We start from the raw sequence: 14,156 nt of genomic DNA, 5'->3' as shown, positions 1-14,156 counted from the left end.
CGAGTGTGACCGCTAAATCTTGGCGTAGGACGTGACGGGCATCTCGGTCGATCCTCACGAAAATCGGGCGGATTTTTGTTCGATTTCACGAAGGTTGGAGTTCTGGTTCAGTTCACGGGGAGTCGAGGTCACTTCGTCGTGGCCACCCGGTCTCCGTGAGCACGGTTGCTGGAACTGACCTCAACGGGGAGGTGGGGCCGAGACCGTGGAGGTCTGCGTCGTCGTCGATTTCGGACCAGAATTCGTCCGCCGAAACATCAAGGCCGAGAACGATCCACGGCGGTCCGGCTTCTTGGAACGCGTACGAGACGGTTCCGGTACGCGGAACTGTCGTATCGAACAGTCGGTCTCCGACGGGATAGCCCTGCTGCTCGCCGACCAAAGTCAAGGTAGTCGGTTCGAAGGATGCATCGCGCAGAATCTTCTCGACTGCGCGGTCGAAGCTCTGCTGGACGCTGAACTCTTCGTCCGAGTTCGAACCGGTGAACTCGGGGAAATGCGCACAACAAAACGTATGGGCCCGCTGAGCTGCAGTAGAGACGAAACACGGGAAATCCACCGGCCACGACGTGACGTTAGCAGGGCGTCGAAATGGAGAAGTTGCTGTTTCAGCAAAGATGGTTGCGTGAGTTGTGGAGGGTCGTTCATCCTGGGTGCATGAGCCACGAACACCACAATCACCACGAAAACTCCGATACCACCGAGAATCCGTACGCCAAGGCGGACGCACAGTTCTGGAACTCGCTGTACGAGGAACGCCCCGCGCGCTGGAGCGGAAATCCCAACCCACAGTTGATTGCCGAAGCCTCCGACCTGGAACCGGGCACGGCACTCGACGTCGGTTGCGGCGAAGGTGCCGACGCTTTGTGGTTGGCGCGTCGCGGGTGGAAGGTCACCGGCACCGACATCTCGTCGGTTGCGCTCGGCCGCGCCCAGGCTCACGTCGAGGGCGAGGGCGTCGACATCGAATGGCTGGAAGCCGACCTGACGAAGTGGGATCCGCAGGGGCGCTCGTTCGATCTGGTGTCCGCGCAGTTCTTCCATATGCTCGAACCCGCGCGCGGGGAATTGTTCCGTGCTCTCGGAGATCTGGTCGCGCCCGGCGGGCATTTGCTGATCGTGGGCCACTCACCTCACGAGTCGCCGACCGAGCACCATCGGGCCATGCTCCATACACCCGAATACGTGGAGTCGCTGTTCACCGATGGTTGGAAGGTGTTGGTCTCGGAGTCGCGGGAACGTGATCTTCCCGCGAACCCCGAGATGCATCACACGACGGATACCGTTGTGCTGCTTCAGCGATTGAGTGCGAGCACCGACAGCAACTCGTAAGCGACGTGGGCCGCTGCGATACCGGTGATCTCGGCGTGGTCGTACGCCGGCGCTACCTCGACGATGTCGGCGCCGACCACGTTGAGTCCCACCAACCCACGCAGTGTGTTCAACAATTCGCGAGAGGTCATGCCGCCCGCTTCGGGTGTTCCGGTGCCCGGAGCGTGGGCGGGATCGAGTACGTCGATGTCGACGGAGACGTACACCGGGCCACCGTCGAGGCGCTTACGCATGCGCTCGACGATGCTGGCGACACCGTCGACCTCGTAGTCGTCACTGCGGATCACCTGGAAGCCGAGGACGCGGTCGTCTTCGAGGTCCTTCTCGCTGTAGAGCGGTCCACGGATGCCGATGTGCTGCGAACGCTCCATGTCGATCAGGCCCTCTTCGCTGGCGCGGCGGAAGGGGGTGCCGTGGGTGAAAGGCTGACCGAAGTAGGTGTCCCAGGTGTCGAGATGAGCGTCGAAGTGCAGGACGGCGATCGGGCCGTGATCGCGGGCCAGTGAACGCAGGATCGGCAGTGCGATGGTGTGATCGCCGCCGAGCGTGAGCACGGAGGAACCGTCGGCGCGCAGGTCGGTGACGGCGGACTGAACCGTCGTGAGAGCTTCCTGGATGTCGAAGGGGTTGACGCCGATGTCGCCGAAATCGGCTACCTGCTGGTTGGCGAAGGGCGAGACCTTCAGCGCTGGGTTGTACGGACGCAGCAGCTTCGACGCAGCGCGGATGTGCCCCGGACCGAACCGGGCACCGGGGCGGTAGCTGACACCCGAATCGAAGGGGATGCCGAGGATTGTCACGTCGGCGCGCGAGACCTCGTCCAGGCGCGGGAGACGCGCAAAGGTGGTCGGCTCGGCGTAGCGGGGGACGCGCGTGGCGTCGACGGGTCCGATGAACGATCCGGGGTTGTTGGTAGCCATGTGCAGAGGTCCCTGCTCTCGATTCGGCGCACACCGGGCGCCCTTCAGTGATGTAGCTCTCTGAGCAAGTATGGTTTCTTCAAGAGGCTCGGTTGTCAACCCCTGTTTCCTGAAAGGGACACGGCGGTCGTGAAGGAGTGGGTTCAGTGGCCAAGGCGAAGGAAGCGGTCGAGCCGGTCGGACCGCGCATCGGGGCGAGGCTCAAGGCGGCACGTCAATCGAAGCGGTTGACCCTCGACGACCTGGCCGAGGCCTGTGGTGTGACCAAGGGGTATCTCTCGAAACTCGAGCGCGATCACGTCAACGCGTCGGTGGCGACCCTGATAAAGGTGTGCGCGGTGCTCGAGATCCCCGTCGGATCCCTGTTCGAGAATGCGTCCGCCGGTGAAGTAGTCCGCGCCGACGCCATGCCGCAAATCAGCTTCGGTGGCGAAAAGATGACGGAGTACCTGCTCACGCCTACCAACGAGCGTCGAATTCAGGTGCTGCTCGGCGAGCTGGAACCAGGCGGCGGAAGTGGTCGGGAGTTCTACAGTCTGCCGATCGACGTGAACTTCGTGCACGTGCTCGAGGGCGGCTTGCGGGTCTCGTTCGAGGGCGGTCGGACGGATCCGAACGGTGAGGCCGTCGATGCCGAAGACGTCGTACTTGCGGCGGGCGATTCCTTCACATTCACGCCGACGCACAACCATAGTTTTCAGGCCGAAGGCTCGGTTCTGGCGAAGGTTCTGTGGGTCTTGAATCCGGCATTGCCGGAAGGGCCCCGCGCGTCGTCTTCGTGAGACCCGAATCCGTGAATGTTGATTCTTAGGAAACAAGAGTTGACATGATTGGCGGCACCCGTCACGCTGGTAGTTGTCCCCGTCACACACATCGTCGAAAATTGGCGTCACGGAACTCCTGAAGGAGCGCACCATGCATGTCGATTCAGTTCGAGTTGGCCTGTTCCAAGGTCCGCTCACCACCCCGGACACCTTTGCGTCGGTGGAGTTCAACCTCGCTGCAATCGACACTGCTGCCCGCGAGGCTGCAGCATCCGGTGCGAAGATCCTGCTGACGCCGGAGATGTCCGCAACCGGCTACGACATCGGCGAACTGGTGTCGCTACGCGCGGAACCGGCCGACGGCCCCATCTTCGATTCCGTCGCCGCGATTGCTCGAAGCGCCGGCATCGCAGTCGTCTACGGCTACCCCGAACTCGACGGGGGAGATGTCTACAACAGTGTGCAGGTGGTGGACCGCGACGGCACTTCGCTTGCGCACTACCGCAAGACGCACCTGTTCGGCACGCTCGACCGCGAACATTTCCGGCCAGGTGAGACCCTGGTGGTCGGGTTCGATTTCGAGGGCATCCGCTGCGGGTTGTTGATCTGCTACGACGTGGAATTTCCGGAAGCGGTTCGGGCCCATGCCGACGCCGGTACCGAATGGCTCATCGTGCCGACAGGGTTGATGACTCCGTACGAACACATTGCGCAGCAAGTGGTTCCGGCCCGCGCATACGAGAGTCAGATGTTTGTCACCTACGTCAATCGCTGCGGCGCCGAAACCGAGCTGACATACTGCGGTCTCTCGTGCGCCATCGCGCCCGACGGTGCCGAGTTGGCGAGGGCCGGGGTCGGCCCGGAATTGCTCCTCGCTGATATCGCCGCCGCCACCGTCTCGCAATCGCGCACCCTCAACACGCATCTCGACGATCGACGCCTCGATCTGTATCCAGACCTTTCTGTCACGACTGTCTCCAAGGAGAACCGTAGATGACCATCCCAGTAGCTCCGGACAGTTCCTCGGAACCCGGCAAGCAGCCGCCCCTCACGATGTTCGGGCCGGATTTTCCGTTCCCGTACGACGACTACGTTTCCAGTCCGGCGGGACTCGGCTCGGTGCCCGATCTGGCACTGGGTACCGAAGTTGCCGTGATCGGTGGCGGACTCTCCGGCATGATCGCGGCCTACGAGTTGCTCAAGATCGGTCTCAAACCGATTGTCTACGAAGCTGATCAGATCGGTGGCCGGATGCGGTCGGTCGAGTTCGACGGGCACCCCGGGGTGGTCGCCGAGATGGGCGCAATGCGTTTCCCACCGTCGTCGACGACGTTGTTCCACTACCTGAACGAACTGGGTCTGCAGACCGAAGAGTTCCCCAATCCCCTTGCCGAGGTCACGCCGAGCACCGTCATCGATCTCAAGGGCGAGAGCCACTACGCGCACACTCTCGAGGATCTGCCGCCGATCTACACCGAGGTGGCGCAGGCCTGGCAGCGCACTCTCGAAGAGCATGCCGATCTGATTCCGTTGCAGCAGGCCATTCGTGACCGCGACACCGCAGAAATCAAGCGGATCTGGAACGACCTCGTGGTGCGCTACGACGACCAGACGTTCTACGGATTCCTCGCCGCGTCGAAGCACTTCAAGTCCTTCCACATGCGGGAAGTGTTCGGACAGGTCGGATTCGGTACGGGCGGTTGGGATACCGACTACCCCAATTCGATCCTCGAAATCCTTCGTGTGGTCATCACGGCCGCCGACGACGACCACCGCGGCATCGTCGGTGGATCGCAGCAGCTGCCGATGCGGTTGTGGAACCGCGCCCCGGCGCACATGGCGCATTGGCCTGCCGGTACTACGGTCGCTTCGCTCAACGACGGTGAGACGCGTCCCCGCGTCACCGAACTCCGGCGTACCGAGCCCGGCAACATCACGGTCACCGACTCCGAAGGTTTCATTCGCACCTATGCGAGTGCCGTTGTGACAGTGCAGAGTTGGATGCTGCTGAACAATATCAGGTGTGACGACGATCTGTTCCCGATCGACCACTGGACTGCGATCGAGCGAACTCACTACATGGGTTCGACCAAGGTGTTCGTTCTCGTCGACCGCCCGTTCTGGAAGGACAAGGACCCCGTGACCGGCCGTGATTCGGTGTCGATGACACTGACCGACCGTATGAGTCGCGGCACCTACCTGCTGGATCAAGGCGAGGGCAAGCCCGGCCTGATCTGCTTGTCGTACACCTGGTCGGACGATTCGCTGAAGCTGCTGGCGCTCGACGCCACCGAGCGCATGAACATCATGCTGCGCTCTCTCGAAGAGATCTACCCCGGCGTTGACTTCCGCAGCCACATCATCTCGAGCCCGGTGACGCTGTCGTGGGAAACCGAGCGCGACTTCATGGGCGCATTCAAGGCGAACCTTCCGGGGCACTACCGCTACCAGGAGCGCCTGTTCTCCCACTTCGTGCAGAATGATCTCGAACCGCGTCATCGGGGAATCTTCCTCGCCGGTGACGACGTGTCGTGGACCGCCGGCTGGGCTGAGGGCGCGATCCAGACCGCGATCAACGCGGTATGGGGCGTCGTCAACCATCTCGGCGGCGCTGCGCCTGCCGAGAATCCCGGACCCGGCGACGTGTTCGAGGAGCTTGCTCCGATCAGGTTGGGCGACTGAGCTCACCGCAACTGCCGAAATGTCGTGCCCGATGGGGGTTGGTACTCCTATCGGGCACGACCTCTTTCCGGTGATCCACGCAACACTGGAAAGTGTTCGGATCCAATAATTTCCAGGAGGGTGTTCAATGGCGAGCACATCATCGGCGACCAAGACCGCAGCTGCAGAATCGAGACCGGCAGGCGGTGATCGATCCGGTGACCCGGCGCTCGAACTGGTCGCCGAATTGGCCGCAGCGGGCCAGCGACTCGTCTTCCGTCAGGGTGACAACCTGAACAGTGACGATCTGACCTGTGTGGTGCTGTGGCCGTCCGGAGAGCCCTCCCTCTCCGATCTGTGCGAGAACTTCGAGTCTCTCGGACTCCGAGTTTCGACGCACCGCCCGCTTCCGACCGTTCTGGGTTCGGCGCATTACTTCACCTTCGAGCCGAGCACCTTCGACGGCAGTGCGCTGGAGAAGATGGCGGACGCCTTCGAAGCCGTCATCGCCGAACAGACCCGGATGGACGCATTCTCCAGTCTGATCGGACGAGCAGACATCACGTGGCGCGACGCAGAGTTGCTGCGCGCTGCGTGCCGTTTCCTCGCTCAGGCTCGTATCGGGCTGTCCGAGAGCTACATCGTCGGAGTGTTGGCAGCGAAGCCACGCTTCGTACGGCAGGCAATCGAACTCTTCACTGCGCGTTTCGATCCCGCCGTAGCAGGATTGCGGGAGACAGCAGTGGCCACCGCGGCGGCGGCCATCGACGAATCAGTCGACGGTGCAGACACTCTCGACGAGGATCGCGTCTTGCGCGGCGTTCGTTCGTTCCTGCAGGCGACTCTGCGCACGAACTGGTACCTGCGTGGTGAGTCCGGCGACCCGCTGCCGTACGCGTCGTTCAAGATCGACTCGCAGTTGCTCTCCACCCCGCAGAAGACCGTTCCCTTCCGCGAGATCTACGTCAGCGCACCCAATGTCGAAGGCGTTCATCTGCGTAGTTCCTCCGTCGCCCGTGGCGGCCTGCGTTGGTCGGATCGATACGAGGACTACCGCACCGAGGCCCTGAGCCTCATGAAGACCCAGAGCGTGAAGAATTCCCCGATCGTTCCTTCGGGTGCCAAGGGCGCGTTCGTGGTTCGGGGCACGTCGTCACCGACTCCGGCGCAGGTGCAGGAGTCGTACAGCACCTTCATTCGCGGCTTGCTGGACGTGGTGGACAACATCGTCGACGGCGCTGCGGTACACCCGGCAGAAGTAATCGAGTACGACGGTGAAGACTCCTATCTCGTCGTGGCAGCAGACAAGGGGACCGCACGGTTCTCGGACGTCGCGAACGGCATCGCCGTCGAGCGTGGTTTCTGGCTCGGCGACGCTTTTGCTTCCGGCGGTTCGGCCGGCTACGACCACAAGGCGATGGGCATCACCGCTCGCGGCGCCTGGGTGGCGGTACGACGGCACTTCGCCGAGCGCGACCTCGATGTCGACACCGATCCGTTCACCGTCGCGGGTATCGGGGACATGTCCGGCGACGTGTTCGGCAACGGAATGTTGCTCTCGCACAAGATCCGTCTGGTCGCGGCATTCGATCACCGCCACATCTTCATCGACCCGAACCCCGACACCGAGACGAGCTTTGCCGAACGCGCTCGCCTCTTCACCGTGCCGCGCTCGTCCTGGGACGACTTCGATCGCACCGTGATGTCGCCGGGCGGTGGCGTCTGGCCGCGGAGCGCGAAGTCGATCCGCCTTCCGCTCGAGGCGCGTGCGGCCCTCGGAATCACCGAGGAGAACTTGACCCCGCAGGAACTGATCCGAGCGATCCTGTGTGCTCCGGTGGACCTGTTGTGGAACGGCGGCGTCGGTACCTACGTGAAAGCGTCGACCGAAAGCAACGTCGACGCGGCCGATCCGTCCAACGACGCAGTTCGCGTCAGCGCTGACGAGTTGCGTGCAACCGTGGTGGGTGAGGGCGGCAACCTGGGTTTCACCCAGCGTGCCCGCATCGAATATGCCGCTGGCGGAGGACGAATCAACGCCGACTTCATCGACAACGCGGCAGGCGTGGCTACCTCGGACCGTGAGGTCAACATCAAGATCGCACTCGCAGAGTTGGAAGCGACCTCGCGCAATGAACTACTCGCGGCGGCCCAGGACGAGGTGGCCGCATCGGTGCTCGAGGCCAGTGAAGATCAGACCCTCGCGATCAGCCTGGCCGAGCACCGCGCACCGGCCCTGCTCGATCAGCACGAGCGGTTGATCGAGAACCTCGTCTCGGCGGGCGCCATGAAGCGACTGGAAGAATCTCTGCCCGACTCCAAGGCGCTGGCGGTCAGGGCGCGTGCCGGGCAGGGTCTCCTGCGGCCGGAACTTGCTGTGCTGGTGGCGCAGTCGAAGAACGTACTGACGGCGGAATTGGGGGCGTCGACCGTCCCGGACAATCAGATCTTCGCCGATCGTCTCCCGCAGTACTTCCCGCTCTCCGTCGTCGAGGCAGCACCGGACGCGGTCCGCGCACATCGGTTGGGCCGCGACATCATCATCACCTCGGTTGTCGACGAACTGGTCAACCGCGTCGGCCCCGGCGTGCTGTTCCGGCTCGAGGAACACCTCGGAGTCCACAGTCCGGAAGCGGCTCTGGCCTACGCAGTAGTCAGCGAAGTGCTCGGCACCGAGGAACTTCGGCGCGAGATCTTGAACTCGGAGCTGCGCGCCACCGAGCAGTTGCAGGCTCTCGATCGCTTGCAGCAGTTGTTGGAATCCGAGATGAGCTGGGTGTTGCGTCGTCCGGGAGCAGCCGGCCGGTTCACCGTGAACCCGCGCGCCGACATCGATCGGTGGGCAGCCCCGGTGCGGGAACTCACCGACGGTTTGCCGGCCAGCGAGCGCATCGAGGCGTCTTTCGGAGCACTCGCCCTGGCAGACATTGCACTGCAGGAGAATACGACGGCCGCGGCCGCAGCCGCGATCTATCGGGAACTCTCCTACGCTCTCGATCTGGGCGATGTTCTCGGCGGCGTCGACGTCGCCGTCGGTGCCTCGCATTGGGAGGTCATGGGCAGCGCTGCCGTCCATGCCAGGTTGACGGCGCGTTTCGCGGACCTCGTGTCCGGTGCGCTCGGTGAAGGTATTCCGGAGGTCGTCGAGTTGTGGACCGCCGCCAATCCGCAAGCGGTGCGCCGGTTCACGGCTTTGATGTCGAGCGTGAGCCGCAGCGGAGCGCTGGACACCGCCCGTCTCTGCACGGTCGACGCCGAACTCGAACTACTCGTCCGCGGTGCGTCGAGCTTCGCTTCGGTACACGCCGCGGAGGGTTCAGCGGCCCTCCCAGGCGAGTAGCGATAGCAGCAGTTCGGCTCTGACCCTGGCCTGTCCGAGGTCGCATTGCAGCAGTTCCTCGATGCGTGCGATGCGACCTCGGAGGGTGTGCCGATGAACACCGAGTTCGGCTGCGGCCGATTCCCATTGGCCGTTTGCCTCGAGATAGGCGCGCAAAGACGCGGCCAGTGCGGTTCCGTGTGCCTGGTCGTGTTCGGTCAGCACCGGGATGGTGTCCGCAGCCATTGCGATCAGTGCCTCACGGGCAGGCTCGGATGCCAGAATCGTCGAACCACTCAGAGCGTCGAACTCGAGAATGCGGGCAGTGGCCGTCGTGAGATTGGCCGCGGCGCGGGCCTGGACGAGTGCGCGCGGTGCGTCCAGAAGACGGTGAGGGGTGCTGATTCCGGCACGCACGGCTTTCGCTTCGGTGGGGGAGAGCTGCGCCAGTAGTGTTTTGGCGGTGTCGATTGTGTCGGTTCCGCGGAGGAGGACGGTCAGCGAACCGTCCTCGGATTGCGCGAACAACGGCCGGCCTGCTCGCGCGAGAGCGTTGTCGAGTTCGCGAAGAACGGGGCCGAGTCCGGATCCGCGAACGTGGACGACACGAATGTTGCCGTGCGTGTCGCTTGCCTCGTCCAAGTACGACGGCACACTGTCTTCGGGGATTCGGCCGTCGAGTAAGAGCCCGAAAGCCATGGCGTTGAGTCGAGTTCGCTCGGCCCGTAGTCGAACCGGTTTCTCGAGTTCGAGAGTGAGCAGCGAGACCGCATGCCCGAGTAACACTCTGTCGATATTGCTCAGGGGCCCGGCGCCCGCCATGGCGAGGTAGCCGTGCCAGCTGTCGGTGACGCCGACGGGGGACAGTGTCAGCGTCCGTTCGGGTGTGCTCTGCGAGATCGACGCCGGAGCGTTGGGATCGCGGGTGGTCGCCGCGACCGCGCGAACCTCGGTGATCAACGACTTCTGGTTTGCCGGATGCACCGCGGTGATCCGATCTCCGACAAACGCCACCGAAGTTTTTGTGGCCGTGGCCAGTTCGCGCACGATGGCAGACACGCCACCGCGCAGTGCAACGCGGGTGATGCGCGTCTGTACTTCTGCCGCGCGGAGTACCGATTCGTATTCCTGCTGGCTCAGACGGGTCATCACCGCGCGCGTGACTGCCGCGAACGGGGTCGTGAACGGCACTTCCAGCAGGGGGAGTCCGCGGCTGCGGGCGGCGGCAATCAGGTCTGTGGGCACACTCTCGTGGGAAAGGCCGGTCCCGAAACCCAGAGCCGATACTTCTGCGGCGGCCAGACGGTCGATGTACTCGCTGTAGTCGGTGGCGTCCGCGCCCACCAGTGCCAGCCCGGTGGTGAGCACCAATTCGCCGCCGGAAAGCCACGGGGTGGGGTCCGTCAGCTCTGTGGCCTGTGCAAACGTGACGGGGTGGGTGGCAGCTGCTCGGTCGGTGAGCAGAGCCAGCGAGAGGTGTTTCTGGCGCAAGAGCCACGAGATCGGAACCGTCACCTGATCAAGGCTAGCTGTCGTTGCCGATATGGAGTAGCCCTGGAGCTCCGGGTATCCATTTCGGCAGTGCTTGCGATGCTTCGCGCGTCGCATACTCGAATGCAATACACAACCGAGAGGGTGGTCACATGAGTGCAATCGAATACCGGCTTCCGCAGGAGCGTCGCATCGTCACGGAGTTCCCGGGCCCGCGCTCGGCTGCGCTCGCCGAACGCCGTAAGAAGGTCGTCGGCGCCGGCGTCGCATCCACCCTCCCGGTCTACGTCGCCGACGCAGACGGCGGAGTCATCGTCGACGTCGACGGCAACTCGCTGATCGACCTCGGTGCCGGTATCGCGGTGACCAGCGTCGGCGCCTCCAACCCGGCCGTCGTGTCCGCAGTTCAGGATCAGGTCGCGCACTTCACCCACACCTGTTTCATGGTCGCTCCGTACGAGGGCTACGTCGAGGTCGCCGAGCGTCTCGCCGAGCTCACCCCCGGTGACCACGAGAAGCGTTCCGTGCTGTTCAACTCCGGCGCAGAAGCCGTCGAGAACGCCGTCAAGATCGCCCGTCACGCAACCGGTCGCGACGCAGTCGTCGTCTTCGACCACGCGTACCACGGCCGCACCAACCTCACGATGGCACTGACCTCGAAGTCCATGCCGTACAAGAGCGGCTTCGGTCCGTTCGCCCCCGAGGTCTACCGCGTCCCGATGTCCTACCCGTACCGCGAGGGCCTCAATGTCGACGGCTCCAAGATCACCGGTGAGCAGGCCGCACAGCGCGCCATCACGATGATCGAGAAGCAGGTCGGCGCTGCCAACACCGCCGCCATCCTCATCGAGCCCATTCAGGGTGAGGGTGGATTCATCGTTCCCGCAGAAGGCTTCCTCCCGACGCTCGTCGCGTGGGCCAAGGAGAACGGCGTCGTCTTCATCGCCGACGAGGTTCAGGCAGGCTTCGCTCGTACCGGCGCCTGGTTCGCCAGCGATCACGAGGGCATCGTCCCCGACCTGGTCACGCTCGCCAAGGGCATCGCAGGCGGCATGCCGCTCGCCGCTGTCACGGGCCGCGCCGAGCTCATCGACGCTGTCCACCCCGGCGGCCTCGGTGGCACCTACGGCGGTAACCCCGTCGCCTGCGCCGCTGCATTGGCGTCCATCGACCAGATGCGTGAGCTCGACCTCTGTGGCCGCGCACGCACCATCGAGTCGACCGTCGTCGGCCGAATGAACGCACTGGCAAAGGAACTCGACGTCATCGGTGACGTTCGCGGTCGCGGCGCGATGCTCGCCATCGAGTTGGTCAAGCCCGGTGGGCAGGAGCCGGACGCAGACATCACCAAGAAGATCGCCGCCGAATGCCTCGCTGCCGGCGTCGTGATCCTCACCTGCGGTACCTACGGCAACGTCATCCGTCTGCTCCCGCCGCTGGTCATCTCCGAAGAGCTGCTCGACGACGCGTTGACCGTCCTCGAGACCGCCATCCGCACTGCAGCACAGGGGAACTGACATGTCCAACGTCTCGGATCTTCTCGACTCGGTACCCAAGGGTCTCTGGCTCGGCGGCAAGCTCGTCCCGGCCGAGAAGACCTTTGCGGTCTACAACCCGGCAACGGGTGAGGAACTCGCCCAGGTAGCCGACGCCACCGCTGCCGACGGTATCCGTGCGCTCGACCTCGCCGCTGCGGCGCAGGAAGACTGGGCGGCCACTCCGGCACGTGTACGCGGCGAGATTCTGCGCACCGCCTTCGAATTGCTGCACGCCCGCGCCGAGGACTTCGCGCTGATGATGACCCTGGAAATGGGTAAGTCGTTGGCAGAGAGCCGCGGTGAGGTCAACTACGGCGGCGAATTCCTGCGCTGGTTCAGCGAGGAAGCAGTACGCATCGGCGGACGTTTCACGCAGGCTCCGGCCGGCAACGGTCGCATCCTGGTCACCAAGGAAGCCGTCGGACCGGTCCTCGCGATCACCCCGTGGAACTTCCCGCTCGCCATGGGCACACGCAAGATCGGACCGGCGCTGGCTGCCGGTTGCACCATCATCGTCAAGCCCGCCGAGGACACGCCGCTGACCATGCAGCTCCTCGGTCAGGTGTTCGCCGATGCCGGTCTGCCCGACGGTGTGCTCTCGATCCTCCCGACGTCCGACGCGGCCTCCATCAGTGGACCGCTGATGGAAGATGCGCGTCTGCGCAAGGTCACCTTCACCGGCTCCACTGGCGTCGGAAAGTTGTTGGTGCGCAATGCTGCTGACAAGCTGCTCCGCACGTCGATGGAACTCGGTGGCAATGCACCGTTCATCGTCTTCGACGACGCGGACATCGACGCAGCTGTCGACGGCGCAATGCTCGCGAAGATGCGTAACGGCGGCGAGGCCTGCACCGCGGCCAACCGCATCTACGTCGCCAACTCGGTGCGCGAAGAGTTCACCGACAAGTTCACCGCCAAGGTTGCGGCCTTGAAGGTGGGCGCCGGTGACGCCGAGGGCACCAACATCGGACCGCTGATCAACACCAAGCAGCTCGCAACCGTCACCGGACTCGTCGACGACGCCGTGTCCAAGGGTGCTCGCGTTCGCACCGGTGGATCGGCACCCGAAGGCCCCGGGTTCTTCTTCACCCCGACGGTCCTCGACCAGGTGCCCGCCGACGCGCGCCTGCTGAAGGAAGAGATCTTCGGACCCGTTGCGGCAGTGGTCGGTTTCGACACCGAAGACGAAGCGATCGCGGCTGCGAACAACACCGAATACGGCCTCGTGGCGTACTTCTACACCCGCGACATCGACCGTGCGATGCGCGTCTCGGCCAAGCTGGACACCGGCATGGTGGGCGTCAACCGCGGCGCGATCTCCGATGCTGCCGCGCCGTTCGGTGGGGTGAAGGAATCGGGCTTCGGCCGTGAAGGCGGAACCGAGGGTATCGACGAGTATCTCGATACCAAGTACGTAGCGCTCTAACTTGCTGTGCGCCTTTATTAACCGCGGGCGGTTAATAAAGGCGCACAGTTGTCTATTGACCTAACGGAGTGGGGCGGTAGTACTTGCCCTCGTGGTAGAGCAGCGGCGCGGCAGCGGATTCGTCGTCTTCTTCGGCGTGAACCCGCGTGACGAGTCCGATGACCAGCGTGTGATCGCCAACAGGGATCAACTGGTCGACCTTGACGCGCATCCAGCTGGGGGTGCCGTGCAGCACCGGCTCCCCGGTGTCGAGCACTGCCCACAGTGACTCGTCTGCAAAACGCTGATCGGCACTACGCGCAAAGCGCTGGGCCAGATGCTGCTGATGTTCGCCGAGAAGGTGGATCACCAAGGACTCGGCTGCCTTGAGCGCATTGATGCTCGACGACGTCTCCGCGATGTTGAACGAGACGAGCGGCGGCTCGAGGGAGACGGACGAGAACGAAGTGGCGGTGAAACCCACCGGGCCGGTACCCGAATCGAGGGTCACGACGGTGACACCGGCGGGGTGGCGGCGAAGCGCAGCGCGGTAGTCACCCGCGCAGATGCCGGTCGACAACTCGGGCGTCGCCGCTACTTCGGGGACGTCGGGGGTGGTGTGGCTGGAAACGGCATTCGGCTTGTCAGACAACGGGAACTCTCCGGCTGGAACTCGAGGTGTGCGGTGTGGTCGAGGTGACTGCGCTCGGCATACACAGACAGGCG

11 protein-coding genes are annotated in these 14,156 nt (G+C 63.9%); 7 read left to right on the top strand and 4 right to left on the bottom strand.

The annotated features are described in order from the left end of the window. Positions 1–112: 112 nt before the first annotated feature. Positions 113–559, bottom strand: coding sequence for a hypothetical protein (locus ASU23_RS29925; RefSeq protein WP_251014308.1), 447 nt, complete (start codon positions 557–559; stop codon positions 113–115). 98 nt (positions 560–657) lie between these two features. Between ASU23_RS29925 and ASU23_RS29920 the strand changes: the two genes are divergently transcribed. Continuing rightward, positions 658–1,332, top strand: coding sequence for a bifunctional 2-polyprenyl-6-hydroxyphenol methylase/3-demethylubiquinol 3-O-methyltransferase UbiG (locus ASU23_RS29920; RefSeq protein ID WP_007727092.1), 675 nt, complete (start codon positions 658–660; stop codon positions 1,330–1,332). On the opposite strand, the gene speB is transcribed toward ASU23_RS29920, so the two are convergent. After that, positions 1,296–2,252, bottom strand: a complete 957-nt coding sequence (speB, locus tag ASU23_RS29915; RefSeq protein ID WP_003941134.1) for an agmatinase — start codon at positions 2,250–2,252, stop codon at positions 1,296–1,298. The genes ASU23_RS29920 and speB overlap by 37 nt on opposite strands. Before the next feature lie 146 nt (positions 2,253–2,398). Here speB and ASU23_RS29910 point away from each other — a divergent pair, with 146 nt between their 5' ends. From ASU23_RS29910 to ASU23_RS29895, 4 genes are all read left to right on the top strand, one after another. Next, entirely contained in the window at positions 2,399–3,034 is a 636-nt protein-coding gene (locus tag ASU23_RS29910; protein WP_007727089.1) for a helix-turn-helix domain-containing protein, read from the top strand. A gap of 133 nt (positions 3,035–3,167) precedes the next feature. Further along, positions 3,168–4,013 carry a carbon-nitrogen hydrolase family protein gene (locus ASU23_RS29905; protein WP_042452043.1) on the top strand — a complete coding sequence of 282 codons (846 nt, stop codon included), beginning with the start codon at positions 3,168–3,170 and terminating at the stop codon, positions 4,011–4,013. Further along, the gene (locus ASU23_RS29900) at positions 4,010–5,698 is read left to right on the top strand and encodes an NAD(P)/FAD-dependent oxidoreductase (RefSeq protein ID WP_007727084.1); all 1,689 of its coding nucleotides are present in this window, start codon (positions 4,010–4,012) and stop codon (positions 5,696–5,698) included. The genes ASU23_RS29905 and ASU23_RS29900 overlap by 4 nt, the downstream gene beginning before the upstream one ends. A 127-nt stretch (positions 5,699–5,825) precedes the next feature. Beyond that, a complete protein-coding gene (locus ASU23_RS29895) occupies positions 5,826–9,017 on the top strand; it encodes an NAD-glutamate dehydrogenase domain-containing protein (RefSeq protein ID WP_058039277.1) in 3,192 nt (1,063 codons plus the stop codon). Here ASU23_RS29895 and ASU23_RS29890 read toward each other — a convergent pair. After that, positions 8,994–10,511 carry a PucR family transcriptional regulator gene (locus ASU23_RS29890; protein ID WP_058039276.1) on the bottom strand — a complete coding sequence of 506 codons (1,518 nt, stop codon included), beginning with the start codon at positions 10,509–10,511 and terminating at the stop codon, positions 8,994–8,996. The two genes, ASU23_RS29895 and ASU23_RS29890, sit on opposite strands and share 24 nt — an antisense overlap. Positions 10,512–10,639: 128 nt before the next feature. Between ASU23_RS29890 and gabT the strand changes: the two genes are divergently transcribed. Continuing rightward, positions 10,640–12,004, top strand: a complete 1,365-nt coding sequence (gene gabT / locus ASU23_RS29885; protein WP_007727077.1) for a 4-aminobutyrate--2-oxoglutarate transaminase — start codon at positions 10,640–10,642, stop codon at positions 12,002–12,004. 1 nt (position 12,005) lies between these two features. After that, positions 12,006–13,451, top strand: coding sequence for an NAD-dependent succinate-semialdehyde dehydrogenase (locus tag ASU23_RS29880; RefSeq protein ID WP_042922728.1), 1,446 nt, complete (start codon positions 12,006–12,008; stop codon positions 13,449–13,451). A 52-nt stretch (positions 13,452–13,503) separates the two neighbouring features. On the opposite strand, the gene dszD is transcribed toward ASU23_RS29880, so the two are convergent. Beyond that, positions 13,504–14,082 (bottom strand): NADH:FMN oxidoreductase DszD, encoded by a 579-nt coding sequence (gene dszD / locus ASU23_RS29875; protein WP_003941189.1) that lies wholly within the window; start codon positions 14,080–14,082, stop codon positions 13,504–13,506. Positions 14,083–14,156 lie beyond the last annotated feature (74 nt).

Origin of the sequence: Rhodococcus sp. KB6 (genome assembly GCF_001445685.1) — a bacterium.
Taxonomy (GTDB): Bacteria; Actinomycetota; Actinomycetes; order Mycobacteriales; family Mycobacteriaceae; genus Rhodococcus_F; species Rhodococcus_F qingshengii.
This window is presented reverse-complemented; position numbering and strand designations above follow the sequence as displayed.